Genomic DNA, 23294 nt, shown 5'->3' on the forward strand with positions numbered 1-23294 from the left:
GTCAGTACTCCTCCGGGTCGAGTTCGAGGACGAGCGTTCCCCCCTTGAACGCTCGGACGAGGCCGTCCGACTCCGAGAGGACGATGGCGATGGCGTTCGTGTCGCGGGTGATCGCCCCACCGGCCATGTGACGCGCGCCCAACCCCTTCGGGATGTCGACCCCCTCCGCGCCGGGTTCCAGGTACCGGTACGCCGAGACTATCTTCCCGGAGTCGCTGATGACGAACGCGCCGTCCAGCCGGGAGAACTCCTTGAGCATCACGTTCACGATGGGGTCGCCGACGTGGACGTGGCTCTTCTCGAAGGGGTTGTAGCTCAGCGGGCGCGACTTGTTCATCACCTTGCCCGCGTCGCCGACGACGAACAGCGCGCCGACGGGCTTGCCCTTCTGTCCCTTCTTGCCGAGTTCGATGGCGACCTCGAACACGTCGCGGATGACGTTCGGGTCGGCCCGCGAGTTGGCGAACAGGTCGTAGATACCGGAGTGGATCGACTCCGACACAGGCGTCCTGACCACCGCGTCGACGCCCTCGCCGAAGACGCCGACCGCGCACGCGACCGTGTCGCCGTCCTCGCAGAACCCCTTGTCTATCGCCCCCTCGACTCCGAACCGGATGCGGTCGCGGACGTTCTCGAACTCGACCGGGAGTTCGACGAACCGGTCGGCCCCGACGTCGTTCTCGTCGCCGACGACGACGACGGCGTCGGGGTCGGCCTCCGCGAACTCCGTGTACATCGACCCCGTCGGCGAGAAGAGGAAGACCCCGTCCACGTCCGTCGCCAGGTCGGACAGGAGGTCAGCGGGAGTAGCCATTGCTCCGATATGCCCTCGGCGGCGCTAAAGACCTTGCGTCCCCGTCTGACGCGAGGCATGCGCGGTCGTCGGTCTGTTCTCGGACTGTACAGAGTAACATCGAATTACGTCGGGAGTTACTGTAGAGTGTGATATACGTTTCCGTGAAATTATTACACGGTGTAACTCGAGGGACCGAGAGTTGCGGGACTGGTCGTCGGGTCGTCGGTCTCGCTCCGCCGTCCTCCGCCGCTCACGGGCAGCTTCGCTCCCCGTTCGCATCGAGACCCCACTCCGTTCGGCCTCGCACTGCGCGGGACCGGATTCGAACCGCGGTCATTCCGCTCGCCGGCGCTCGCTTCACTCCCTGTCTCGAATCCGTGCCTGCTCGTTCGCTCGCTCCACTACGTTCCGCTCGCTCACTGCGCGGGACCGGATTCGAACCGGCGGACCTCTACAGGACAGCGTCCTAAGCGCTGCGCCGTTGGCCTGGCTTGGCTACCCGCGCGCACGACCCACTACCGAAAATCGCCGTAAGTAGCTGTCGGAGACGACCGACCACTTATCCCGACTCCCCCCGAACGCCGGACCATGTACCGGGCGAGCGACGAGGTACAGAACGAGGAGTGGCTGGGCGAACTCCGCCGGGCGGCGGAGTCGCTGGGGCTGTCGAGCGAGGCGCGGTCGAACGCGACGGACCTGTTCCTCTCGCACGTCCCCGACGCCGACCGGTCGAAGCCCGCCACCGCCGCCGCGGCGCTGTACGCCGGCGCGCTCATCGCCGGCGACGAACGCTCGCAGACCGCCGTCGCGGAGGCGATGGACGTGACGCGCCTCTCCGTCCAGCAACGCTGGAAAGAACTCCTGGAGGACGCCGGATTCTCGCCGCCCACCTGGTGAGAGAACGGGTGGGCGACCCTACGCACGGAGCACGCGCCACGCGAACACGACCAGTCCGGCGAGTGCGGCGGTCTGTCCGACGAGGAGCGCGCTCGCGCCGACGTACGCGAGGAGGCTGTCGGGGGCCGTGCCGCCGAGTCGGACGAGACGGAAGCCGACGAGCGCGAGCGCACCCCCGCCGAGGAGCGCCAGCGTCGCGCGCGACCGGGCGGCGAGCCACGCCGCGGCCGCGTCGGCGGCCATCGCTACCCGTCGGCGGCCGCGCCGCGGCCCTCGCGGTCGGGGTGAGGTTCCCGTGTTCGTCGATCTCCCCCTCCACGATGCGCGTCGACGAGATGCGCTCGCCGTCCTCGGCGGGGACGTGTTCGACGACTTCGATGCGGAGCGACCCGTAGCCCATCTCGGCGCGTATCTCGTTGATGCGCTCGCCGCCCGCGCGCGTCTCCGGGGAGACGACGAGCGCGTCGAACTGCTCCTCGGTGGCGATACCCGTCGGCTCGGTGAGTTCGCGGACCTCGAAGCGCCGGTCGTACTCGGCGGCGAACCGCGACAGTTCCGCCTCCAGGTCGCGCTTGCGCTCGTCGAACGGCCGGACGTAGCGGTCGACGTGGCGGGTGGCGGGCGCGAGGTCGTCGGACGTCAGCCCGACGGTCACGTCGCCGAGCTCGAACGCGCGGTCGAACAGCGCGCGGTGCCCGTCGTGAATCGGGTCGAAGGTCCCGCCGAGCGCGACGTTCATACCCGGCCGTCGCCGCGGCGAAACTTAAAAGGGGCGTTACTCGGCGTCCGACGGGTCGTCGTCGGGTCCGTCGGTCGCCTCGTCTCGCTCGCGACCGGTCGCCGACCCGTCGGGCCGGTCCCCGACGTCGGCGTCGACCTCCGCGACGGTGATGGTGACCGGTTCCGTCTCCTCGCCGCTCGCGCGGCCGAGCCGTCGGTCGAGGTTGAAGACGGTGTTCAACTCCGCCTGCACGCGGTCGACCGCCCGCGTGACCAGGTCGTCGGGCGAGATGGCCTCGTACTCGTAGGGGTTGTTCCCCGCGCCGGCCGACTCGCGCTTCGTCCGCGTCACGACCTCCTCCTCGTGGAGTTCGGCGAGCGCCTCCCGGACCGTGCTCGGGTACAGCCCCGTCCCGTCGGCTATCTCCTCGCTCGTCGACCCGGGGTGTTCCCGGAGGCGGACGAAGATTCGCGCCTTCGTCTCGGTGTCGAGGAGCCACGAGAGCAGGTCGATGAGCCGCTCGTCGAAGCTCTCCGCCACGTCGCCCGCGCCCTCCTCGATGCGCTCCGCCGCCTTACGCGCCTCCTCGTGGGGAGCGCCGTCCGGGAGGTCGGCGCCGTCCGTCCCCACAGTCTCCCCGTCGCTCGGGTCCGACTCGTCCGCGGGTTCGGCGTCGTCTGCGGCGTCGTCGGTAGCCATCTGTCGTCCGGCGGTGGGGACTTCGGGCGGAAAAACCCGTCGCACGGGGGGATACGACTCAGAGCACGAGCGCCGCGCACAGCGCGTCGAGTCCCTCCGCCTCGCGGAGGCGACGCTGTCGCCGTGTCCCGGACTCGCGGTCGAGGAGGAAATCGAGCGCGTCGGTCCCCAGTCGGTCGCGCTCCCGGCCGACGACGTCCAGGAGCGACACGACCGACTCGCCGTCGCGGTCCACGAACGACGCCCCCCGGCCGTGGCGCATCGCGCGCCACTTGTTCTCGTCGAGGAGTTCCCGGCGGAGCCCACGGTCGTGAGACGCGCCGTCGCCGGCGCGCGGGTCGGTCTCGTCCTCATAGCGCTCGGCCAGGTCGACGACGAGCGCGTGGACGTACTCCACGAGCGCGCACACCACGTCCGGGTCGGACTGCCCGTCGGGCGTGCGCACCTCGACGGTCCCGTGACCGGTGTGGGGGCGCACGTCGAACCAGAGTTCGCCGCGGTCCTCGATGGACCCCAGTTCCACCATCCGGCGCTCGAACTCGGCGAACGACTCGTAGTCGGCGAACCGGCCGGGCATCCCGGTGTTCGGGAGTCCCTCGAATATCTTCGCCCGGGCCGAGGCCAACCCGGTGTCGAAGCCGTTCCAGAACGGCGAGTTGACCGACAGCGCGAGTAGCGGCGCGAGGTACCACCGGAGTTCGTTCGCCACCCAGACGGCCTTGTCCGGGTCGTCGACGCCGACGTGGACGTGGACGCCGGCGGTCGTATTGCGGTGCTGAGGGTACTGGATGCGGTCCAGTTGCGAGCGGTAGCGGGGCTTCTCCGCGTGGTCGAGTTCGCGCCACCTCGCCGCCGGGTGGAGACCCGCGCCGGCGATACGGTAGCCGTGCGCCGCCGCGTGGTCGACGAGCGCGTCGCGGACGGCGGTGACGTGCTCGCGCACCGCGCCCGGGTCCTCGATGAGCGGCGTCTGCGTCTCGATGGTGAACTTGAACAGCTCGTGGTCGATGCGACCGGCGAGCGGGGCGGGCGGGTCGTCGTCGCCGTACACCAGCTCGTCGATGCCGGACGCGGGGCGGCCCTCGCTGTCCACGACGTAGAACTCCTCTTCGACGCCGAGGGTCCCCATCCGCGTGAACGACTCCGGCGAGCCTGTCTCCATCGGCCCCGGCTTTGCGGGGGCCGACTATATCAGTTGTTGAACGCCCGAGCGCTGGCCGCTTTCGGCGACCGGTCGGACGGCAGCCGGCGTCTCGGCTCGAGGACGCCCGCCGACGAACCGCGGCTACTCCGGCCGCGCGACGACGCCGAGGTGGTCGGCGTGGAACCGGTCGAGTCGGACCTCGCCCAGAATCTCGTACGCCTCGCGCAGTTCCGAGCGCATGCGGTCGAAGACGGCCTCCGGTCGAGCGGCCACGTCCTCCGAGCGGGCCTTCACCGCGAGGAGCAGTCGCCCGTCGGGAGCGAGAAACTGTGCGTTCCGGACCGCCACCGCCGCCTGCCCGCGCGTCGCCACGTCCTGTACGAGGACGTCGAGGTCCGACTCCACCACGTGCGCGTACGTCTCGGGTCGGCGCGCGTCCTTCACGAGCGGGAAGAGGTTTTCGCGCGACTCGCACGCCGCCAGCAGGTCCCGCACGGGCCGGGCGGCGAACTCGACGGCGTACGTCGGTCCGCAGACGTCGGCGACGTGACTGACCGTGGTCCCGTTGGCCGCGCCGAGATACAGCACCGACTCCCCGCCCGACAGCCCGGTGTCCATCCCGAGTTCGAGCATCGCGCCGAGTTTCGACCGGCCGGGGTCCCAGACGCGCCAGTCGCCGTCCGTCGGCTCGCCGTACACCGGCTCCCCCGGGTGAGGAGGCGCTCGCGCCCGTCGACCGTCCGGCGCTCGACCCCCGCCGGGAGCTCGCGCCGCTCACTCATCGGTCCCCTCCCCGCCGTCGTCGGCGGACCCACTCGGTCCCTCGGCACCGTCGTCCGCCCGCGCCCGAATCGTCCGCATGCGCTCGTCGAGGTCCTCGTCGAGTTCGGGCCGCCGGTCGCCGGCGTAGTGGTCCACGCGCGCGGCGATGGTCAGCTTCCCCGCGAGCGCCCGCGCGGCCGACCCGCGGTCCTCCGGGCGGGTGCCCCGGACGTACTCGTGGGTGTAGATGACGCCGTGTTTGGGCGACGGCGCGTGCCCGCGGAGGTGCGCGAACAGCGCGTCCTCCGCGCCGAGCACCTGCAGCGTGCCCGATGGTTTCCGCGCCAGCGTCCCCAGCCCGCCCGCGAGCGATATCAGCCGCGCCGCGAGCACCGGCCCCGCCATCGCGGCGAGGTTGGGCACGGCGACCGGCGCCCGCTCGCGGACGAACGCCTCCAGGTCGTCCGCCTCGTCGGCCAGGTCCGCGACCCGCGCCGCGAGCGAGACGACGCGCTCCTCGGTTCGTCTCTCGGCGTCGCGGGCGGCGACCGCCCGGGCGTACTCGACGCCGTCGCCCGACTCGTCGTAGACGCTCCCGGCCCACTCGCTCACCCGCTCGGCGAGTTCGTTCGCCGTCCGGGCGGCGTCGTCCATCGCGCGGACGGCGTGTTTCAACTGCTGGTCGTCGGCCCGCTCCCGTTCGCGGACCGTCGCTCGCGCCGCGCTCACCGTCGCCTCGCGGAGCGCGTCGTAGTAGTCGGCCTCGCTCCCGGCGAACCCCGACTCGACGGCGAGCGCGGGCCAGTCTGCCGGCGCGTCCGCGGAGCCGCCCTCGACGGCCTCGCGGGCGGCGTCGGCGTCGCCGCGTTCCACGCCCGCGAACCACCCCGCGTCGGCGGGGGTTCTCTCGGTCATGTCTCGTCGGTAGACGCCGCGCTCGTATATCGGTTCCCGAATTGAGCGCTCGCCCGACCTCCCGCCCGTCGCTCTCCGACCCGACGCGCACGTTTACGTACGGCCGAGGGAACACCACGGTATGAGCCGACGGATATTCGAGGAAGAATCGACCGCTGTCGGGGTGTCGACACGGTGAGCACCGACGAGCGACCGGCGGTCGTTCTGGTCTCGGGCGGGATGGACTCCGCGACGGCCGTGGCCGAGGCGGCGGAGCGAGGGTACGACCCGCACTTCCTCCATGCGTCGTACGGCCAGCGGACCGAGGGCAAGGAGTTCGAGTGCGCGCGCCGACTCGCCGAGGCGTTCGACGCCCCGTTCCTGCGCGTCGAGACGGACCACCTCGCCCGCGTCGGGTCGTCGTCGCTGACCGACCCCGACGTGGCCGTCGCGGACGCCGACGTCGAGAGCGAGGAGATTCCGAGTTCCTACGTCCCGTTCCGGAACGCGAACCTGCTGTCGATGGCCGTCTCGTACGCCGAAGCGAACGACTGTACGGCGGTGTTCGTCGGCGCGCACAGCGAGGACTTCTCGGGGTACCCCGACTGTCGACCCGAGTTCTTCGAGGCGTTCGAGCGACTGGTCGAGGTGGGGACGAGACCCGAGACGACCATCGCCGTCGAGGCGCCGTTCGCCGAGTGGTCGAAGACGGACATCGCCCGACGGGGACTCGAACTCGGCGTCCCCTACGAGTACACGTGGTCGTGTTACCGCTCGGCGGAGCCGGCGTGCGGGACGTGCGACGCCTGCGCGTTCCGCCTGCAGGTGTTCCAGCGGGCGGGAGCGACCGACTCGATTCCGTACGCCGAACGACCGGCGTACGCGGAGTAGGCGCGTCCGGTCCACCGCCCGGTCGATATCGAACGGCATTTGAGACGCCCCCTACACCACACCCCATGGACCGACCCGAGGTCGCCGAACTCACGCCGCCCGACCGAACGCTGATGGGCCCCGGCCCGAGCGACGTCCACCCGCGCGTCTTGCGGGCGATGTCGACGCCGCTCGTCGGGCACCTCGACCCGGCGTTCATCGACGTGATGGACGAGACGCAGGACCTGCTGCGGTACGCGTTCCGGACCGACAACCAGTGGACCATCCCCGTCTCGGGGACGGGGAGCGCGTCGATGGAGGCGGCCATCGGCAACGTCGTCGAACCGGGCGAGACGATGCTCGTCCCGACGAACGGCTACTTCGGCGGTCGGATGGCCGAGATGGCTCGCCGCGCCGGCGGCGAGGTGGTCGAGGTGGACGCGCCGTGGGGCGAGCCGCTGGACACCGCCGCCGTGCAGGAGGCGTTCGACGAACACCAGCCGGACGTGTTCGGGTTCGTCCACGCGGAGACGTCGACCGGCGTCCGCCAGCCGGACGTGCCCGAACTCACCGACATCGCGCACTCGCACGACGCGTACGTCGTCGCGGACTGCGTGACGTCGCTCGGTGGCGTGGAGCTCCGCGTCGACGAGTGGGACGTCGACGTGGCCTACTCCGGCCCCCAGAAGTGCCTCTCGTGCCCGCCGGGCGCGTCGCCGCTGACGCTCAACGAGCGCACGATGGACAAGGTGCTCTCCCGCGAGGAACCGGCGCGCTCGTGGTACCTCGACCTCTCGCTGCTCGAGGGGTACTGGGGCGAGGAACGGGCGTACCACCACACCGCACCCATCACGAACGTGTACGCGCTCCGGGAGGCGCTCCGCCTCGTCGCAGAGGAGGGCATCGAGGAGCGGTGGGAGCGCCACCGGGAGACGGCGGGCGCGCTGAAGGCCGGCGTCGAGGCGATGGGACTGGAGATGAACGCCGACGACGCCTACTGGCTCCCGAGCCTCAACGCCGTGCGCGTCCCCGACGGCGTCGACGACGGGGCGGTCATCGGGACGCTGCTCGACGAGTACGACCTCGAGATCGCCTCCGGACTCGGCGACCTGGAGGGGGACATCTTCCGCATCGGTTGTATGGGCCACTCGGCCAGGCCGGACAACGTCGCGTTCCTCGTGAGCGCGCTCGGCAACGTGCTCCGCGAACGGGGGGCCGACGTCGACGTCGGCACCGGACTGGAGACGGTCTCCGAGCGGTTGTAGCCGGCCGGGGCGACGAATATCAAGCGCCGGACGCGAGCGCCGAGCGAGCGAGCGATTTTTCACGGGGAAGCCCAACCACCGCACAGCGACGTTAGTCGGCCACCAGCGGTTCGACCGAGGTTGATACCGACGCATGTCCCCTTCACCGTCCGAGCCGCTCTCGACCGACGCACTGCTCGAACTGTTCTCCGACTGGCGGCGACGCGCCGTCGTCAGCTACCTCTCGGAGCACGACGGTCCGGCGAGCCTCGACGCGCTCGTCGCCGCGCTCCCGACCGACGAGGTGGGCGAGACGACGCTCCGAATCCAGCTCCACCACCGCCACCTCCCGCACCTGAACGAGGCCGGCCTCGTGGAGTACGACCCGTCGACGCGGACGGTCAGGTATCGCCGCGACGAACGAGTCGACGCCCTCCTCGCGTTCCTCGACGAGGAGTTCGACTGACGAGCGCGAGCGGCCGCCCGCTCCGGTCCCGGCCCGTCTCCGTCGAACGGCCGGCGGAATCCGAGCGCCTCCCGACGGTAACGACCCCTTTCTCGCGCCGCGCCCGGCCGAAAGCGAGCGTCCTCGTGGAACGGTCGTCGGGACGGACGGACGGGGAGGTCAGGAATCGGAGCGGGCGAACGCGCGGACGTGGCCGTCGTGGACGGCCGGCGCGCGCCCGGTTGCTCGATTCGTACCGGCGTACGGAGGCGGGCCGTGACCGGGGAAGCGCCGAACCGCGGCGGCACACCGCGCCGTCGTATGAGGGGGGTTAATCGTGAACGTTGTTGACTAATGTCGTTCAAAAGGTAACAGGGCCCGCGGCGAACAATCACGCGGTAATATACCGCCGACCGTCCTACCTGGGCCGACCGACGTCGGCGACCGGTCGAGGCCATGACACCGGACACGGAACACTCTGAGGCGATCGACCTGCTCCAGAAGCTCGGGCTCAAGGAGTACGAGGCGATGTGTTTCGTCGCGCTCGTCAGGATGGCGAGCGCGACCGCCAGAGAGGTGAGCCAGGAGTCGACGGTGCCGCGAACGCGCGTCTACGACGCGATGCGCACGCTGGAGGCGAAAGGACTCGTCGAAGTCAAGCACGCCAAGCCGCAGCAGTTCCGCGCGGTGTCCGTCGCGGAGGCCGTCGAGACGTTCCGCCAGGAGTACGACTCGCGGCTCGCCGACCTCCAGAGCGTCCTGGAGCGATTGGAGTCGACCGGGGAGGAGGAGGCCCCCCACGAGGTGTGGTCGCTCGCCGGTCACGACGGCATCGCCAGCCGGACCCGACAGCTCGTCGACGACGCCGAGCGGGAGGTCGTCCTCGTCGTGGGAGCGGACACCGCCCTCGACGACGACCTGGTCGACGCGCTCGTCAGCGCCGACGAGCGCGGGGTGACGGTCGCCGTCGGCGTGGTTGACGAGGCCGTCCGCGAGCGCGTCGAAGCGGCCGTCGCCGGCGCGAGCGTGTTCGTCTCGGGGCTGGAGTGGCTCCGCGAGGAGGTTCCGACGAACGGGGACGTCGCCGTCGGACGGCTCCTCCTGGTCGACCGGGAGAGCATCCTCGTGAGTTCGATCGACCCCGACGGGCCGGACGAGCGGGCGGTGTTCGGTCGGGGGTTCGACAACGGACTGGTTCTCATCACGAGGCGGCTTCTCGAGACCGGCTTGACCCGCGACGGGGACGACGGGCGCAGGACCGACGGGGCGGGCCGCGACCGTCCGGCAGCCGACACCGAAGAGTGAAGCGACGAGCGACGGACGACCCGGACGACTCGCGTGGAGCGGTCGGGCGTCTCAGGCCGCCGAAGCGGTCCGGTGGACCTCGACGACCACCTCGTTCCGTCGCAGGAACGGGAGCGTCCCCGGCCCCTCGTACCCGAGCACGAACGGGTCGCCCGCGACGGCGACGTCGGCGTCCGCGAGCGCGTCGAGCAGGCGGCGCTCGTACCTCCGCACGCGGCGGTCGGTCGGCCACCACGAGAACCGGACGGCGGCGAGCGTCCGCGGCGGCACCTCCACGAGCCCGACCGCGGGGTCGGTCGGCCGCGGCGCGGTGTCGTAGTCGTACGCTGCCGGGAGGTAGAACGCCATTCGCACCCCGTCCGTGTCGCCGGTCGGACCCGTCCCCCGTTCGACGGGTGCAGTCATCGACACCGACGCCCCCGTCGCGACGGGCGGGGTCATCGGGACGGTGGTTCCCCGGTCCGACTCGACCGGCGCGGTCATCTCGACGCTCTCGCCGCCCCGGTTCTCCCCGGATATGTAGCGGAAGAGGCGCCGGAACGCCTCGCTCTCGGAGTCGGCGGTCGTCTCTACCAGCACGCTCCGCGGGTAGCGTCGGAGTTCGACCGAGCCGACGCGGTCCACCGTCTCGTAGGGCACCTGCTCGGTAGTGCGGTCCTGATACGTGCGGTACGCGAGCGCGCCGACGAGCGCGAGCGCCGCGCCGCCCGCGAGCGTTCGTGTGCGACCCATGTCGACCAGTACGACCGCCGACAGAATAAGCGTCGCTACCGCCCCGCTCGTTCGGTGCGGCGTCGTCCCGTTCCTCCCCGCGGGCCGCGACGTCGCCGACGAGTTCGGGACCTCTTTTGCCACGCCGGGCGTACCGTCCGACGGCATGTACGACGACATCCTCATCGCCACCGACGGCGGCGTCGCCTCCGAGCGCGCCGTCGAACACGCGATCGACCTCGCCGCCGACCGTGGCGCGACGCTGCACGCACTGTTCGTCGTCGACGAGGACGCCTACTCGGCGTACAGCGGCGACGAGTACGTCGACGGGCACGAGGGTCCGGAGTACGGCCTCCGGGAACTCGGCGAGGAGGCGCTCGCGGACGTGGAGCAGCGCTGTGCGGACGCCGGTGTCGACTTCGAGGCTCACCTCCGCCACGGAGTGCCGTACGAGACCATCGTCACGGCGGCGGAGGATATCGGAGCAGACCTGGTCGTGGCGGGGAGCAAGCGCCGCCCGGCCGCCTACCGAACCCTCCTCGGGAGCGTCACGGAGCGCGTCGTCCGGTTGGCCGACCGGCCGGTGCTGGTCGTGAAGACGCCGGTGGACGAGGCGGGCGAGCGGGCCGCCGACTGACCCGCCGTGCGGACTGCGCTCGGCGTCCGGGCCTCGATTGCACGAACCGCTCGTGCCGGGTCGCTCGCTCACCACTCCCGGAGCGCGTTGGCCCCGTGGAAGTGCCAGAGGACGCCGAGGAACGTCAGCGCACCGAGGACCGCGAACGCGCCGCCGAGGAAGAACACCGCGGCCATGCCGACGGTCCCCATCAGCCAGCCGCCGACGATGGGTGCGACCACCGACCCGGGCCGCCACACCAGTTCGCGCACGCCGAAGCTGGAGGCGACGCCGTCGCCGTCGCTCCCCTCGTCGGCGAACAGCGCCATGCTCGCGGGCTCGCGGAAGCTGTCCGCGACGCCGAGCGCGAGGTTGCACGCGAGCAGCGGGAGGAACGCCGCCGACACGTCGCCGACGACCGGGAGCGTCGACGGCAGGCCGAGCGCGTCGCCGATGCCGGGCGTGAACGGGACCACGACGGCGACCACCCCGTACGCGCCGCCGCCCGCGAAGACGAACAGGGCGCGCCCGGCCGAGTCCGAGAGCCGGCCGGTGAACGGCTGGAGGAGCATGTTCGAGAACTTCTCGGAGACGGTGATGACGGCGATGGCGAGCGCGGGGTAGCCGAGGCCGGCCCCGACGCCGCTGCCGGCGACGCCGGCGAACAGCGGCACCCACGAGCGCACGAGCGTGACCGCGACGGCGTACTGCGCGCGGAACGACGACAGCGTGAGGATGCGCCGGTTCAGCGCGAGGTCGGAGAACGGGAACCCCGGGACGCGGGTGTCGTCCGACGCGAGAAACAGCGCCGTCGCGCCCAGCGTGACGACGAACAGGCCCGTGATGAGCAGGAACACCTCGCGGAAGCCGTCGAAGTAGTCGTAGAGGAACCCCGCCAGCAGGCCGCCGAAGATGGAGGCGGCGAAGCGCGCCGCGTTCGACTTCCCGATGTAGTTCGCGCGGGTCCCCGGCGAGGCGAGTTCGCCGACCAAAGCGAGCGTCATCAGCCCCATCCCGGTGGCGACGACGCCCTGGAGCGCGCGGACGGCCATGAGTTCCGCCCCGCCGTCGACGAAGCCGAACAGCCCGTACGTGACGACCCCGAGCGCGAGTACGGCGAGCAGGACCGCCCGCTTGTCGTACCGGTCGCCCACCCACGCGAGCGGGACGACCATCGCGGTCTGTGCCAGCGTGAACGCGGTGTAGAGCAGTCCGACGGTCGTCCCGGAGAGCCCGAAGACGTTGACGTACTTCGGGATGAGCGTCGTGAGCGTGATGAGCCCGAACCCGCCCGCGAACCGGGCGAGGTACAGGGTCCAGAACTGGAGCCGGGACGGGGCGTCGCGTGGCACAGTCGCGCTCCGGCGAGGGGGGACAAAGACGCGTCGAAACACCCCCGTGGCTCCCGGCAGGACTCTCCGGTTCGCGCGCGACCGGCGAGGAGTTTTGTTCGCCGACGGCCTCCGGTGGGCATGGTCGTTCCCGACGCAGTCGAGGCCCGCATCGCCGACGCGCCCCTCTCGGCGCACCTCGCGACGTCCGCGACGAACCGTCCCCACGTCGCCCCCGTCTGGTACGTCTACGAGGACGGGTCGCTGTGGCTGTTCACGGGCGGGCGGAAGCTCAGGAACCTCCGTGAGAACGCTCGCGTCTCGGTCTCCATCGAGCGCGCCGACTCCGACGGGAACGTCGACTGGCAGGTCACGCTCCTCGGGACGGCGCGGGTCGTCGAGGACGAGACCCGGGCCGACGCTGTCGGAGCGAGGCTGGCCCGCAAGTACGGCTACGCGGAGGACGACAGCGGCGGACACGAGGGGGCGCTCGTGGAAGTCGCCGTCGGCACCACCTCGCTGAGCGTGTACTGACGCGCGGCGAGGGGAGCGCGCCGACTCGGTGTCGCGGTGCCGAGGAGTGACCGGGTCGCCACTGTCGGTCGGTGAAGCGCCGATTTCAGTCAACTGAGGCTATTAGGCGTTCGAGACGCTATCGAGTCCCATGGGCGAGTCGACCACTATTCGGATGACCGACCGGCGCGAGACCCTGTTCGAGGCGCTGGAGGACGCGACGAGTGAGAACACGCGGTCGGGCGCCATCGACGTGGCCGCCGAGTACTACTGCTTCATGCGCGGCGAGAACCGCCGCCAGCCGGCCAGCGGACGCGTCGAGCGTCTCGTGCGCCGAGCGCGCGAGGAGGGGAGCCTCACCGCCGAGCAGATCGCGGACGTGCTCGACTGCGACGAACTCCCGGTCCAGTACGACGTCTCGGTCGGGTGCGGTCGGGGCGAGAAGTAACTCGACCGGGCCGCCGAGACGGGCAAAGACTAATTCCGACGCGGGCGAAGGGACGGGAGATGTCTCCCCGCCGTCCCGCGCACGTACTCGCGGAGGAAATCCTCGTCGAGGACCGCTACCGCGACAGGCCGGTGGTGGTGTGCGGACCGCCGTGCGCGCCGGGCGAGGCCGGAACCACGCTCGACGACGTGGTTGCCGACGGCGGCGAAGCTCTGTTGAGCACCTTCTTCCGCGGGTTCACCACCACCCGGCTCGACGGCGACGCCGACGAGTGGAACCTGCACGCGCCGGCGGACGGGCTGGACTGGGGTGTTCGGGACGGCTGGGTCGGGTTCGCGACGGAGCAGTCGTTCCTCGGCGGGCCCGACCGACCCGAGCGAGTGGCCGAACTCCTGGAGTCGGTCGTCGACGCGCTGTTGCTCGCGGAGACGGCCCGGTTCGGTCCGGAGTGAGTGTGACGGCGTCAGAGCCGCTCACCGGCGGGTTGTGAGGTACAGTTATATAGGAGCAATCGAATCGGTGAGTGCGTCTCTCGACGCTGCGTGGCGTCGGGGGACGCAGACCGTCGGGAGCGAGTCGGACGGTTCGTCGTACCGCCCTTCGGGCGCCACGGCATCCACCGCTGCCTCCTCCCTCCCGGTTTCCCGGGGGCGGTCTTTCTGAGCGACGTGCACGCGCTCGTGCCCCACGGGTAGCGAGCCGAGGTCGAATCGGTACCGAGCGGCGTCAGTCCTCGACTTCGATGTGGGTCACGTCGTCCCCCTCAAGGAATCGGTCCGGGTCGGAGCCGAGGGCGTCTCTCAGCCGGTCGAGCGCGTCGGTCGGCGAGGAGAGGTCCGCGTCGTCGACGTACGACTCGACGTCGTCCGTCAGGGCGTCGAGGCGGCGGACGTGCTCGCTGTCGGCCTCGGCGCTCTCGTCCAGCCCGGCCTCCAGCTCGCGGAGGACGCCCACGAGGACGACAGTCGCCTGTTTGAGCGCCCCGGAGAAGGGTGGGTCGGGGTTCTCGACGCGCTCGTCGAGCCTGTCGGTGAGGTCCGCGGCGGCGCCCAGCAGGACGGCCACGTCGGCGCGGCTGGGCACGCCGATCACCATCGTGACCACCTCCACGACGCCGTCGCTCGCGTCGACGTCGTCCCGGTCGACGTCTACTTCGGCGGAGAGGTCGGTCAGGAGGGTCTGGAGGTCGGCGAGCAGTTCGTCGAACTCCGGGTCCGGGTCGTCGTCGGATTCGGTGGCGACCACTGTGACCTCACTCGTCGCTCCGGACGGAAAAGTGGCCGCCGCCGGTCGTGGGGACGCGCCGCGAGAACGATGGAACACTCCGCTCGTCGTCCGGTGCGCCTCGCAGAAGCGGGCCGGGAGGGAGGGTGAACCACGGTCGTTCCGCTCACTCGGTTCCCTCCACTCTCTGCTTCAACTCCTTCCCGCCGGTTCACTCGCCGCCTCGCTGTCGCTCGGCGGTTCGTTGCACGGGCCGGGAGGGAGTTGAACCCCCGACCGACGGATTAAGAGTCCGTCGCTCTCCCTGACTGAGCTACCGGCCCTCGGCGATGTCACGTTACGACGACCGCGTAAAATGCCTTCCGTTTCACGACCACGTCCCTCACCGCGAACGCCCGAACATCACCGCTTAAGTGTCGTCCACCCCGACGCCGACGTGATGAGTACCGGGGTCACCATCTCCTCGATGTCCACGTACGCCATCCTCGGATGCGGGAGCGTTGGGCACGCAGTGGCGGACGAACTTACCGAGGAGGGGAAAGACGTCCTCATTCTCGACAAGGACGAGACGCGCGTCGAGGCACTCCGCGACCAGGACCTCAACGCGCAGGTACAGGACATCGCCGAGGAGGGCGTCGCCGACGCCGTGGCCGACCGGGACGTCATCCTCATCCTCTCGTCGGACGTGGACGCGAACAAGGAGGCGGTCCGCGCCATCCGCGGGCGCGAGGACGACCAGTACGTCGTCGTCCGAGCCTCGGACCCGGTGAGCGAGGACGAACTGGTGGAACTCGGCGCGGACGTGGTCATCAACCCCTCGACGGTCATCGCGGACTCGGCGCTCCGCTCGCTCGAGTCGGGCGAACTGGAGTACAAGGCGCGTCAGCTGGCCGACATCCTCGAGAGAACCGAGGGGAAACTCGCGATCCTCACTCACGACAATCCCAACCCCGACTCCATCGCCGCGGCGGTGGCGCTCGGCGCCATCGCCGGCGAGTACGACGTCGAGGCCGATATCCTCTACGACGGCGACATCGGCCACCAGGAGAACCGGGCGTTCGTCAACACGCTCGGCATCGACCTTCGCGCCCGCGACGACTCCCACCCGCTCTCGCGGTACGGCGCGCTCGCGCTCGTCGACTACTCGGAGGCCAGTGGTTTCGACGTCGACGCCGACGTGGACGTGTACATCGACCACGAGGAGCCGGAGGAGGCGTTCGAGGCGGCGTTCACCGACATCCGCAAGAACGTCTCGGCCACCTCGACCATCCTCACCAAGTACATCCAGGAGTTCGACCTCTCGCCGAGCGAGACGGTCGCGACCGCGCTGCTGTACGGCATCCGGGCGGAGACGGTCGACTTCAAGCGCGACACCACCCCGGCCGACCTGACGGCCGCGGCGTACCTCCACCCGTTCGCCAACCACGACACGCTGGAGGAGGTGGAGTCGCCGAGCATGTCGCCCGAGACGCTGGACGTGCTCGCGGAGGCCATCCAGAACCGCGAGGTGCAGGGGAGCCACCTCATCTCGAACGCGGGATTCATCCGCGACCGGGAGGCGCTCGCGCAGGCCGCCCAGCAGCTCCTGAACCTCGAGGGAATCACCACCTCGGCGGTGTTCGGCATCGCCGACGACAACATCTACCTCTCGGCCCGGTCGAAGGACATCCGCATCAACATCGGCAACGTCCTCCAGGACGCCTTCTCCGACATCGGCGAGTCGGCCGGTCACTCGACGCAGGGGAACGCGGAGATACCGCTCGGCCTGTTCACCGGCATCGAGGCCAACGAGTCCAACCGCGACACGCTGCTCGCGCTCTCGGAGGAAGCGGTGAGACGGAAGCTGTTCGACGCGATGGGCGTCGAGAGCGGCGGCGAGACCACGAACGGCTCCTGAGCGGGCCACCCCCGACCCGTCGTCGACGGTGCTCGGTGGCGCTACGCCGGCGAAAGAACGGAGAGCGTCTGATCGCCTCCACGACGGGGTCCGCGCCCGACTGCGCGACCTACGCGCTCAGGCCGCCGATGAGGTCGTTGACGACGCCGAGGAGGTCCTCCAGAACTCCCTGGAGGAGGTCCGACAGCGACCCGCCCGACCCGAGGTCGGCGATGGCACACAGCAGGTTCCCGAGCAGGTTCCCCTCGCCGGTGCTGCCCGTGATGTCGAGGTTGACCTCGTCCAGGAACACGTTGAGCCCGAGCAGTTCGAGGTCGAGCGGCCCGAGGTCGAGCGTGAGGATCGTACACCCGCCGTTCGACGACAGTTGGGCGGTGACACCGTCGAGGGCCGTGGTGGTCGCCTGGGTCGTTCCCCCGACGGCCTTCTCCACGCCGTCGAGCGTCCCCGAGACCGTGATGTCGCCGGAGTCGGTCAGCCCGAACTCGTCGATGCTGAGCGTGCCGGTGAACTTCCCGACACGCGAGCCGGTTTCGTCGGTGACCTTCGAGGAGACGTCCTGCGTGAGCGACCCGGACTCCTGCGTGATGGAGTCCCCTCCGGGGGCCGCCGCCGCCGACCCGCCGAACGTGGCCGCCCCGGCGGTCGTCGCCCCCGCCGCCGCGGCGAGTTTGAGTGCGATGCGTCGCGTCGTCTCCTGGTTCTCAGACATGGTCGATCATGACGCTCCGAGAGCGTCGACTGGGCCGACACCCGACAACGGAAAGGCAGTAATGGCTCGTTACTCAGAACGAGAAGTCAGATAGGTCTCGTTACCAGTTCGATTGAGACGAGATAGATAGAACTTGTAACCAGGTTCCAACTCGCGGGGTCCGTCGGTCGATTTTCACGAACGGAACGCGATGTCGATTACTCATAGTACCATATTTGATGAATACCACGGTAATAGGAAAAATATCGGGAGCGATGGCCCCAGCTCCGCTACGCGACCGCCTCTTCTTCCTCGTCGGGTTCGTCGTTCTTCAACCGCTCGACGATGTCGTTGACGAGGATGACGTCGCCGACCGCTCGAACCCAGCGGTACGGGAGCATCACGCCCTTGCCCGGCGCGACGCGCCCGGCGAACAGCTCGGTGTTGAGTTCCGTCAGCGCCAGTCCGGTGATGGCCTCGGCGTCCAGGTCGAGGCGGACGTCCTCCACCTCACCCACGAAGACCCCGTTGTTGGAGTAGACCTCACGCCCCACGAGGGAGGTGATCTCCTGTGGCGAACCGTCGGTGTTCATACAGCGGGGAACGGCGCGCCGGGTCTTAAAACCGTTCCACCGCCGACGCGCGTCAGACGGGGCGGTCCTCCCCCGGAACGACCGGGTCGACCGGAGACCCACGACCGCGGGTCGTGTGGCGTGGTGGCGCTCGCCGTCGTCGGGGTTCCGTGCGTTTATGCGACTCGCCCGTCCACACCTCCACGACATGAGTTCCGACGCCCCGACGCCCGACGGCGACCCGGACCTCCCGGGCGCGGACTACGACTTCACCTCCGACGAGGTGGCCCGACCCGGCCTCGTCGCCGACCTGGAGACCCGCGTCGACGGGGACGTCCGCTTCGACACCTACTCCCGGCAGTTGTACGCGACGGACGCCTCGGCGTACGAGGCCACCCCTATCGGCGTCGTCCTCCCGAGGTCGACGGCGGACGTCGCGGCGGCGGTGGCGTACTGCGCGGAGCGGGAGATACCCGTCCTCCCGCGCGGCGGCGGCACGTCGCTCGCCGGCCAGACGGTGAACGAGGCGGTCGTACTCGACTTCACGCGCTACATGGACGGCGTGCTGGAGGCCGACCCCGACGCCCGACGGGTCCGGGCGCAGGCGGGGTGTATCGTCGCCGACCTGAACGAGGCGCTCGCCCCGCACGGCCTGAAGTTCCCGCCCGACCCCGCGTGGCGCGACAAGTCCGCGGTGGGCGGCGCCATCGGCAACAACTCCACGGGGTCCCACTCGCTGAAGTACGGCAAGACCGACGCGTACGTCGAGTCCTGCGAGGTGGTCCTCGCGGACGGGAGCGTCGAGACGTTCGGCGACGTGGAGGTGGACACCCTCCGCGCCGAGGGCGACCCCGACGGGAGCGTCAAGGAGCGCATCTACGCCGCCGTCGCGCGCGTCGTCGACGAGGAGAGCGACGCGGTGCTGGAGGCGTACCCCCCGATGAAGCGGAACGTCTCGGGGTACAACCTCGACGTGTTGGTTCAGGAGGCGCGGGGCGAACGCGGGGAGGCGGGCGTCGTCAACCTCGCGCGCCTGCTCGCGGGGAGCGAGGGAACGCTCGCCATCGTCACCGAGGCGGAACTCTCGCTCGAGCCGATTCCGGCGACGAAAGCCGTCGGCCTGCTCACGTACGACTCGCTGACCGAGGCGCTGGCCGACGTGGCGGCCATCCTCGAACACGACCCCGCCGCCGTGGAGGTGATGGACGACGTGCTCCTGGACCTGGCGCGCGAGACGGCGGAGTTCGGCGAGGTGGTCGACCTGCTTCCGGAGGGCAGCGACTCGGTGCTGCTCGTCGAGTTCTACGCCGACTCCGACGACGAGGGGCGCGAGAGGGTGGCCGACCTGCTCGCGGACCGCCGCCCCGGGACCGAGACGGCCGCCGACCCGACCGACCGTCGGGTCGAGACGGGCGCGCCGGTCCGGGCGGGCGCGGCGCTGGAGGCGCACGACGAGGCGCGCCGGACTCTGTTCTGGAAGATGCGCAAGTCCGGACTGCCCATCCTGCTGAGCCGGACGTCCGACGAGAAACACGTCTCGTTCATCGAGGACTGCGCGGTGCCGCCCGAACACCTCGCGGACTACGTCGCCGACTTCCAGGAGGTACTCGAAGAGGCGGGGACGTTCGCGTCGTTCTACGCGCACGCCGGTCCCGGGGTGTTGCACGTCCGCCCGCTGATAAACATGAAGACGCTCGACGGTATCGAGCAGATGCGCGACATCGCGGAGGGGGCGACTGACCTCGTGGTGAAGTACGGGGGGAGCGTCTCGGGCGAACACGGTGACGGCCGCGCCCGGACCCAGTGGAACCGGAAGCTCTACGGCTCGGAGCTCTGGGAGACCTTTCGGGACCTGAAGACGGCGTTCGACCCCGACTGGCTGCTCAACCCCGGGAACGTCTGCGGCGACCACGCGCTGACCGAGCACCTCCGGTTCGACCCGGAGTACGCGTTCGACGAGGGGTTCGAACCGGAACTCGACTGGCGGAACGAGAACGGGTTCCAGGGGATGACCGAACTCTGTCACGGCTGTGGCGGCTGTCGCGGCCAGCAGTCCACTACCGGCGGCGTGATGTGCCCCACGTTCCGCGCGGCCAACGAGGAGATACAGTCGACCCGCGGCCGGGCGAACATGCTCCGGGGGGCGATGTCGGGGAACCTCCCCGCGGACCCGTTCTCCGAGGAGTTCACCGACGAGGTGCTCGACCTCTGTATCGGCTGCAAGGGCTGCAAGAAGGACTGCCCGAGCGGCGTCGACATGGCGAAGCTGAAGGCCGAGGTGGTCCACGAGCGCCACGAGCGTGACGGCGCGAGCCTCCGCGACCACCTGTTCGCGAACATCGACGCGGTGAACGGGATTGCGAGCGCGCTCGCCCCCCTCTCGAACTGGGCGGCGAAACTACCGGGTGCGGGGGTGGTCGCGGAACGGGCGCTCGGAATCGCCCGCGAGCGCGACCTGCCGACGTTCCACCGGACGACGCTGCGCGACTGGTACGACGCGCGCGACGGCTCCGTCCCCGAGTCGGACGCCGAGCGCGTGGCCGTGCTCGTCCCGGACACGTACACCAACTACAACCACCCCGACGCCGGGAAGGCGGCGGTCCGCGCGCTCGAAGCCGCGGGCGTGCGGGTCGAACTCGCGGACGTGGGCGACACCGGCCGGCCCGCCCACTCGATGGGCTTCCTCGACGCCGCGCGCGAGCGAACCCGCGCGGCCGTCGACGACCTCGCGCCCCGCGTCGAGGACGGCCGGGACGTGGTCGTGGTCGAACCGAGCGAGGCGGTGATGCTCCAGTCGGACCTGCTCGACTTCCACGACGACGAGGCGGCGCGGCTCGTCGCCGACAACAGCTACGGCGTGCTGGAGTACGTCGACGCGTTCCGCCTGGACGAGCGCATGTCGTTCCGGGAGGGCGGCGCCGGCACCCCCGCCGAGGAGAGCGAGGGACCGGCGGGGTCGCTCACCTACCACGGCCACTGCCACCAGAAGGCGACCAAGAAGGACCACCACGCGGTCGGCGTGCTCCGGCGGGCGGGGTACGCGGTCGACCCGCTCGACTCCACCTGCTGTGGGATGGCCGGGAGCTTCGGCTACGAGGCGGAGCACTACTCCATGAGCAAGGCCGTCGCCCGCATCCTCTACGAGCAAGTCGACGCGAGCGACGGCGAGGAGGTGGTCGCGCCCGGCGCGTCCTGCCGGGGACAACTCGGGGACCGGGAGGGCGCGGACGAACCCGCACACCCGGTCGAGAAACTGGCCGACGCGCTGGTGAGCGCGAGCTAGAGTCCGTCGAGGACGCTCCCGAGCGCCTGCAGCGCCGCGTCGCAGTCCGCCGGGTCGCGCCCGAGCGAGACGCGGACCCCGCCGGGCGCGCCGAAGAAGCGGCCGGGGACGACGAGCACGTCCGCGTTCCACGCTGCCTCGCTCACGGCGTCGCCGTCGGCCGACTCGTGTTCGAGGTAGCCGAACGGCGAGCCGTCGGCGACGACGCCCGTCAGGTCGCCGCGCTCGGCGAGGAAGTCCGCGAGCAGCTCGTGGTTCGCAGCGCAGTGCTCGCGGGCGTCGGCGACGAGCGCGTCCCGGTTCGCGAAGAAGCGCCGCGCGAGCGCGACGCTCGGCCGTGCGAGCGCCGGGACGTGATTCACGACGGAACGCGCCCGCTCGGCGAACGCCTCGGGGGCGACGAGCCAGCCGACCCGGAGCCCGCCGAGCCCGTGGAACTTCGTGAGCGACCCCGTGACGACCGTCCCCGGGAGCCCGGCCGCGGTCGGGGCGCCGAACGCCCGGTCGCTCCGCCTCTCGACCGCGTAGGGGGCGTACACCTCGTCGACGAGGAGGCGGCCGCCGCGCTCGCGTGCCACCTCGGCCATCGCGGCGAGGTCCTCGCGCTCCACGAGACGGCCGGTGGGGTTGTGACGGTTGGTGACCGTCACGTGCGAGAGGGGCGCGTCGCCGGTGTCGAGCGCGCTCGCGGCGCGCTTCGGGTCGAGGTCGACCTCGGGGAGGGGCCTGCGGAACCGCTCGACGCGGGTGCCGAGCGCGCGCGGCGTCGCCGCCAGCGGCTCGTAGCCGGGCGTCTCCACGAGCGCCCGCGGCGTCGGCACGTCGGCGTCGTCGTCGGTCCCCGTGCGTTCGACCGCCAGCGCGTGTGCGGTCGCCGCCGCGACGAAGTTGGCGTGGGTCGCCCCCGCGGCGAGCACGACGGCGGACGGCTCGACGCCGTACTCGGCGGCGACCGCCTCCCGGAGCGTCGTGTCGTCCGTCGGGGCGGAGAGTCCGGCCAGCCGGGTCGGGACCGGGTCGTCGGCGTCGCCGGGCGGCGTCCGGCGGAGGTCGCTCGACCCGAGGTCGTGGTCGGCCTCCGCCGGGCGGCCCTCGATCCAGTCGAGGTACGCGAGCGGCGGGAACATACACCGGGGTACGCGCCGGAGGTCAAAAACGCACCCGTCCCGGCGACGGTGCCGCGCTCCGAGACGCAACGCGGGGAGCCGTCGTCGGTCCGTGCGTGACGGCGCGACGGCGCGGCGCGGGTCACAGCCCGTCGTAGACGCGCTCCGCCGCCGCCACCGCTCGCTCGGCCGACGGATAGTGCGCGAGGTGCGAGCGGCAGCCGCAGTCGGACGCGCCGAAGCCGCTGACCGAGCCGGGCGCGAGCGCGTCGGCGACGGCGCACTCCGCGTCGCGTCCGGGGGCGCGAATCACGTCCGCGAGCGTCGTCGCCGGGTGGCCGCCGAGGTAGTCGACGTGCCAGTGGCGCCCGTCGTGTTCGCCCGCCGCGACCCGGCGGTGGCGGTCGACGCGCGAGAAGCCGCCGGTCCCGAGCGCGCTCCCGGTGTAGGCGTAGCCGCCGGCCGGGAACTCTCGTTCACCGAGCGCGCCGACTGCTAGCGTCGCCGGGTCGGCGAGCGCGAACACCAGCGTGTACGTCCCGCCGTCCGCGTCGGCGCGACACGAGTCGGTCACGCCTGGACGGTCGGGTCGTGCCGGCGAAAAGCCGTCCGGTCCCCGACTCCGGGTGTCCGGAGTCGGGCGTCACTCGGACACCGAGAACCCCGAGAGCGTCGACTGCACCGCGCCCCGTTCGACCACGTCGGAACCCCCCTCCGCGTTCGCGAGCGTCTCGCGCTCGTGTTCCAGCAGCGCGCGCTTCACCGCCACCCCTCCCTCGGCGGAGAAGCCGCCGAGCGAGTCCGCGCCGACGACGCGGTGACAGGGGACGACGAGCGGCACCGGGTTCCGCCCGCACGCGCCGCCGACGGCGACCGGCGAGGTGTCGAGCGTCGCGGCGAGGTCGCCGTACGTCCGCGTCTCGCCGTACGGGACGGCGGCCATCGCGCGCATCACGTCGCCGGTGAACCCGCCGGGGAAGCGGACGGGGAGGTCGAACGCGCGCCGCTCGCCCGCGGCGTACTCGGCCGCCTGCCGGACGACGGTCTCGCGGGAGGCGTCGAGCAGGCCGGCGTCGAGGGTGAGTCGGCCGCCCGGGACCGACACGGGGAGCGGGTCGTCCATAC

At 70.9% G+C, this 23294-nt stretch carries 24 protein-coding genes, 2 tRNA genes and 2 pseudogenes; 11 read left to right on the plus strand and 17 right to left on the minus strand.

Going from position 1 to position 23294, the window contains the following annotated elements; genetic code table 11:
• Nucleotide 1: 1 nt before the first annotated feature.
• Nucleotides 2-814 carry a diadenylate cyclase DacZ gene (dacZ, locus tag AC6RUA_RS02590; RefSeq protein WP_499814392.1) on the minus strand — a complete coding sequence of 271 codons (813 nt, stop codon included), beginning with the start codon at nt 812-814 and terminating at the stop codon, nt 2-4.
• A 402-nt stretch (nt 815-1216) separates the two neighbouring features.
• Nucleotides 1217-1301: transfer RNA gene (locus AC6RUA_RS02595), tRNA-Leu, on the minus strand.
• Between the two features lie 83 nt (nt 1302-1384).
• Between AC6RUA_RS02595 and AC6RUA_RS02600 the strand changes: the two genes are divergently transcribed.
• Complete coding sequence (locus AC6RUA_RS02600) at nt 1385-1693, plus strand: transcription initiation factor IIB family protein (protein WP_499814393.1); 309 nt, start codon at nt 1385-1387, stop codon at nt 1691-1693.
• 18 nt (nt 1694-1711) lie between these two features.
• On the opposite strand, the gene AC6RUA_RS02605 is transcribed toward AC6RUA_RS02600, so the two are convergent.
• The 6 genes and pseudogenes from AC6RUA_RS02605 to AC6RUA_RS02630 form a co-directional block, all read right to left on the minus strand.
• Nucleotides 1712-1936 carry a hypothetical protein gene (locus AC6RUA_RS02605; protein WP_499815478.1) on the minus strand — a complete coding sequence of 75 codons (225 nt, stop codon included), beginning with the start codon at nt 1934-1936 and terminating at the stop codon, nt 1712-1714.
• Nucleotides 1935-2432: pseudogene (locus AC6RUA_RS02610) on the minus strand (phosphopantetheine adenylyltransferase); the annotation flags it as partial. The gene AC6RUA_RS02605 and the pseudogene AC6RUA_RS02610, both read right to left, overlap by 2 nt.
• A 36-nt stretch (nt 2433-2468) precedes the next feature.
• Nucleotides 2469-3113 (minus strand): helix-turn-helix domain-containing protein, encoded by a 645-nt coding sequence (locus AC6RUA_RS02615; protein ID WP_499814394.1) that lies wholly within the window; start codon nt 3111-3113, stop codon nt 2469-2471.
• Between the two features lie 58 nt (nt 3114-3171).
• A complete protein-coding gene (locus AC6RUA_RS02620; protein WP_499814395.1) occupies nt 3172-4275 on the minus strand; it encodes a glutamate--cysteine ligase in 1104 nt (367 codons plus the stop codon).
• Between the two features lie 123 nt (nt 4276-4398).
• Nucleotides 4399-5039: pseudogene (locus tag AC6RUA_RS02625) on the minus strand (fibrillarin-like rRNA/tRNA 2'-O-methyltransferase).
• Complete coding sequence (locus AC6RUA_RS02630; protein ID WP_499814396.1) at nt 5032-5934, minus strand: NOP5/NOP56 family protein; 903 nt, start codon at nt 5932-5934, stop codon at nt 5032-5034. The pseudogene AC6RUA_RS02625 and the gene AC6RUA_RS02630 overlap by 8 nt, the downstream one beginning before the upstream one ends.
• A 219-nt stretch (nt 5935-6153) precedes the next feature.
• Here AC6RUA_RS02630 and queC point away from each other — a divergent pair, with 219 nt between their 5' ends.
• The 4 genes from queC to AC6RUA_RS02650 all read left to right on the plus strand — a co-directional run bounded on the left by queC (nt 6154) and on the right by AC6RUA_RS02650 (nt 9777).
• On the plus strand, nt 6154-6804 hold the full coding sequence (gene queC, locus AC6RUA_RS02635; protein ID WP_499815382.1) for a 7-cyano-7-deazaguanine synthase QueC: 651 nt from the start codon (nt 6154-6156) through the stop codon (nt 6802-6804).
• A 65-nt stretch (nt 6805-6869) separates the two neighbouring features.
• A complete protein-coding gene (locus AC6RUA_RS02640) occupies nt 6870-8048 on the plus strand; it encodes a pyridoxal-phosphate-dependent aminotransferase family protein (RefSeq protein ID WP_499814397.1) in 1179 nt (392 codons plus the stop codon).
• Nucleotides 8049-8181: 133 nt separating this feature from the next.
• Nucleotides 8182-8493, plus strand: a complete 312-nt coding sequence (locus AC6RUA_RS02645) for a DUF7344 domain-containing protein (protein WP_499814398.1) — start codon at nt 8182-8184, stop codon at nt 8491-8493.
• Nucleotides 8494-8928: 435 nt separating this feature from the next.
• Nucleotides 8929-9777, plus strand: coding sequence for a TrmB family transcriptional regulator (locus AC6RUA_RS02650; RefSeq protein WP_499814399.1), 849 nt, complete (start codon nt 8929-8931; stop codon nt 9775-9777).
• A gap of 51 nt (nt 9778-9828) precedes the next feature.
• On the opposite strand, the gene AC6RUA_RS02655 is transcribed toward AC6RUA_RS02650, so the two are convergent.
• A complete protein-coding gene (locus tag AC6RUA_RS02655) occupies nt 9829-10509 on the minus strand; it encodes an SOUL family heme-binding protein (RefSeq protein WP_499814400.1) in 681 nt (226 codons plus the stop codon).
• Nucleotides 10510-10654: 145 nt separating this feature from the next.
• Here AC6RUA_RS02655 and AC6RUA_RS02660 point away from each other — a divergent pair, with 145 nt between their 5' ends.
• Complete coding sequence (locus AC6RUA_RS02660; protein WP_499815383.1) at nt 10655-11125, plus strand: universal stress protein; 471 nt, start codon at nt 10655-10657, stop codon at nt 11123-11125.
• 68 nt (nt 11126-11193) lie between these two features.
• Here the strand turns inward: AC6RUA_RS02660 and AC6RUA_RS02665 are convergent, their stop codons facing one another.
• Nucleotides 11194-12456: an MFS transporter gene (locus AC6RUA_RS02665; RefSeq protein WP_499814401.1), complete on the minus strand. Its 1263-nt coding sequence runs from the start codon at nt 12454-12456 to the stop codon at nt 11194-11196.
• Nucleotides 12457-12576: 120 nt separating this feature from the next.
• Here AC6RUA_RS02665 and AC6RUA_RS02670 point away from each other — a divergent pair, with 120 nt between their 5' ends.
• The 3 genes from AC6RUA_RS02670 (at nt 12577) to AC6RUA_RS02680 (ending at nt 13848) form a co-directional block, all read left to right on the plus strand.
• Nucleotides 12577-12969 carry a pyridoxamine 5'-phosphate oxidase family protein gene (locus tag AC6RUA_RS02670; RefSeq protein WP_499814402.1) on the plus strand — a complete coding sequence of 131 codons (393 nt, stop codon included), beginning with the start codon at nt 12577-12579 and terminating at the stop codon, nt 12967-12969.
• 130 nt (nt 12970-13099) lie between these two features.
• Nucleotides 13100-13396, plus strand: a complete 297-nt coding sequence (locus AC6RUA_RS02675; RefSeq protein WP_499814403.1) for a hypothetical protein — start codon at nt 13100-13102, stop codon at nt 13394-13396.
• 59 nt (nt 13397-13455) lie between these two features.
• Nucleotides 13456-13848 carry a hypothetical protein gene (locus AC6RUA_RS02680; RefSeq protein WP_499814404.1) on the plus strand — a complete coding sequence of 131 codons (393 nt, stop codon included), beginning with the start codon at nt 13456-13458 and terminating at the stop codon, nt 13846-13848.
• Nucleotides 13849-14122: 274 nt separating this feature from the next.
• Here the strand turns inward: AC6RUA_RS02680 and AC6RUA_RS02685 are convergent, their stop codons facing one another.
• Nucleotides 14123-14641, minus strand: a complete 519-nt coding sequence (locus AC6RUA_RS02685; protein ID WP_499814405.1) for a hypothetical protein — start codon at nt 14639-14641, stop codon at nt 14123-14125.
• Between the two features lie 228 nt (nt 14642-14869).
• Nucleotides 14870-14943 (minus strand) — tRNA-Lys (locus AC6RUA_RS02690).
• A gap of 116 nt (nt 14944-15059) precedes the next feature.
• On the opposite strand from AC6RUA_RS02690, the gene AC6RUA_RS02695 reads away from it, so the two are divergent.
• Nucleotides 15060-16517, plus strand: a complete 1458-nt coding sequence (locus AC6RUA_RS02695; protein WP_499814406.1) for a DHH family phosphoesterase — start codon at nt 15060-15062, stop codon at nt 16515-16517.
• Between the two features lie 109 nt (nt 16518-16626).
• On the opposite strand, the gene AC6RUA_RS02700 is transcribed toward AC6RUA_RS02695, so the two are convergent.
• Both AC6RUA_RS02700 and AC6RUA_RS02705 read right to left on the minus strand, forming a co-directional pair.
• Nucleotides 16627-17229, minus strand: coding sequence for a hypothetical protein (locus AC6RUA_RS02700; RefSeq protein ID WP_499814407.1), 603 nt, complete (start codon nt 17227-17229; stop codon nt 16627-16629).
• Nucleotides 17230-17498: 269 nt separating this feature from the next.
• Nucleotides 17499-17801, minus strand: coding sequence for a PRC-barrel domain-containing protein (locus AC6RUA_RS02705; RefSeq protein ID WP_499814408.1), 303 nt, complete (start codon nt 17799-17801; stop codon nt 17499-17501).
• Nucleotides 17802-17988: 187 nt separating this feature from the next.
• Here AC6RUA_RS02705 and AC6RUA_RS02710 point away from each other — a divergent pair, with 187 nt between their 5' ends.
• Nucleotides 17989-21063, plus strand: coding sequence for an FAD-binding and (Fe-S)-binding domain-containing protein (locus tag AC6RUA_RS02710; protein WP_499814409.1), 3075 nt, complete (start codon nt 17989-17991; stop codon nt 21061-21063).
• Here the strand turns inward: AC6RUA_RS02710 and AC6RUA_RS02715 are convergent.
• The 3 genes from AC6RUA_RS02715 to AC6RUA_RS02725 all read right to left on the minus strand — a co-directional run bounded on the left by AC6RUA_RS02715 (nt 21060) and on the right by AC6RUA_RS02725 (nt 23292).
• Nucleotides 21060-22190 carry a pyridoxal phosphate-dependent aminotransferase gene (locus AC6RUA_RS02715; RefSeq protein ID WP_499814410.1) on the minus strand — a complete coding sequence of 377 codons (1131 nt, stop codon included), beginning with the start codon at nt 22188-22190 and terminating at the stop codon, nt 21060-21062. The two genes, AC6RUA_RS02710 and AC6RUA_RS02715, sit on opposite strands and share 4 nt — an antisense overlap.
• A 121-nt stretch (nt 22191-22311) precedes the next feature.
• Nucleotides 22312-22743, minus strand: coding sequence for a GIY-YIG nuclease family protein (locus AC6RUA_RS02720; RefSeq protein ID WP_499814411.1), 432 nt, complete (start codon nt 22741-22743; stop codon nt 22312-22314).
• 69 nt (nt 22744-22812) lie between these two features.
• Complete coding sequence (locus AC6RUA_RS02725; protein ID WP_499814412.1) at nt 22813-23292, minus strand: methylated-DNA--[protein]-cysteine S-methyltransferase; 480 nt, start codon at nt 23290-23292, stop codon at nt 22813-22815.
• Between the last annotated feature and the right edge of the window lie 2 nt (nt 23293-23294).

The sequence above is a fragment of the Halorarum sp. SLYT50 genome, assembly GCF_059821265.1.

Bases quoted from the DNA above. Each gene is read 5' to 3' on its own strand.
- dacZ (WP_499814392.1), bottom strand. From the start codon at position 814: ATGGCTACTCCCGCTGACCTCCTGTCCGACCTGGCGACGGACGTGGAC.
- AC6RUA_RS02600 (WP_499814393.1), top strand. From the start codon at position 1,385: ATGTACCGGGCGAGCGACGAGGTACAGAACGAGGAGTGGCTGGGCGAA.
- AC6RUA_RS02605 (WP_499815478.1), bottom strand. From the start codon at position 1,936: ATGGCCGCCGACGCGGCCGCGGCGTGGCTCGCCGCCCGGTCGCGCGCG.
- AC6RUA_RS02615 (WP_499814394.1), bottom strand. From the start codon at position 3,113: ATGGCTACCGACGACGCCGCAGACGACGCCGAACCCGCGGACGAGTCG.
- AC6RUA_RS02620 (WP_499814395.1), bottom strand. From the start codon at position 4,275: ATGGAGACAGGCTCGCCGGAGTCGTTCACGCGGATGGGGACCCTCGGC.
- AC6RUA_RS02630 (WP_499814396.1), bottom strand. From the start codon at position 5,934: ATGACCGAGAGAACCCCCGCCGACGCGGGGTGGTTCGCGGGCGTGGAA.
- queC (WP_499815382.1), top strand. From the start codon at position 6,154: ATGGACTCCGCGACGGCCGTGGCCGAGGCGGCGGAGCGAGGGTACGAC.
- AC6RUA_RS02640 (WP_499814397.1), top strand. From the start codon at position 6,870: ATGGACCGACCCGAGGTCGCCGAACTCACGCCGCCCGACCGAACGCTG.
- AC6RUA_RS02645 (WP_499814398.1), top strand. From the start codon at position 8,182: ATGTCCCCTTCACCGTCCGAGCCGCTCTCGACCGACGCACTGCTCGAA.
- AC6RUA_RS02650 (WP_499814399.1), top strand. From the start codon at position 8,929: ATGACACCGGACACGGAACACTCTGAGGCGATCGACCTGCTCCAGAAG.
- AC6RUA_RS02655 (WP_499814400.1), bottom strand. From the start codon at position 10,509: ATGGGTCGCACACGAACGCTCGCGGGCGGCGCGGCGCTCGCGCTCGTC.
- AC6RUA_RS02660 (WP_499815383.1), top strand. From the start codon at position 10,655: ATGTACGACGACATCCTCATCGCCACCGACGGCGGCGTCGCCTCCGAG.
- AC6RUA_RS02670 (WP_499814402.1), top strand. From the start codon at position 12,577: ATGGTCGTTCCCGACGCAGTCGAGGCCCGCATCGCCGACGCGCCCCTC.
- AC6RUA_RS02675 (WP_499814403.1), top strand. From the start codon at position 13,100: ATGGGCGAGTCGACCACTATTCGGATGACCGACCGGCGCGAGACCCTG.
- AC6RUA_RS02680 (WP_499814404.1), top strand. From the start codon at position 13,456: ATGTCTCCCCGCCGTCCCGCGCACGTACTCGCGGAGGAAATCCTCGTC.
- AC6RUA_RS02695 (WP_499814406.1), top strand. From the start codon at position 15,060: ATGAGTACCGGGGTCACCATCTCCTCGATGTCCACGTACGCCATCCTC.
- AC6RUA_RS02700 (WP_499814407.1), bottom strand. From the start codon at position 17,229: ATGTCTGAGAACCAGGAGACGACGCGACGCATCGCACTCAAACTCGCC.
- AC6RUA_RS02705 (WP_499814408.1), bottom strand. From the start codon at position 17,801: ATGAACACCGACGGTTCGCCACAGGAGATCACCTCCCTCGTGGGGCGT.
- AC6RUA_RS02710 (WP_499814409.1), top strand. From the start codon at position 17,989: ATGAGTTCCGACGCCCCGACGCCCGACGGCGACCCGGACCTCCCGGGC.
- AC6RUA_RS02715 (WP_499814410.1), bottom strand. From the start codon at position 22,190: ATGTTCCCGCCGCTCGCGTACCTCGACTGGATCGAGGGCCGCCCGGCG.
- AC6RUA_RS02725 (WP_499814412.1), bottom strand. From the start codon at position 23,292: ATGGACGACCCGCTCCCCGTGTCGGTCCCGGGCGGCCGACTCACCCTC.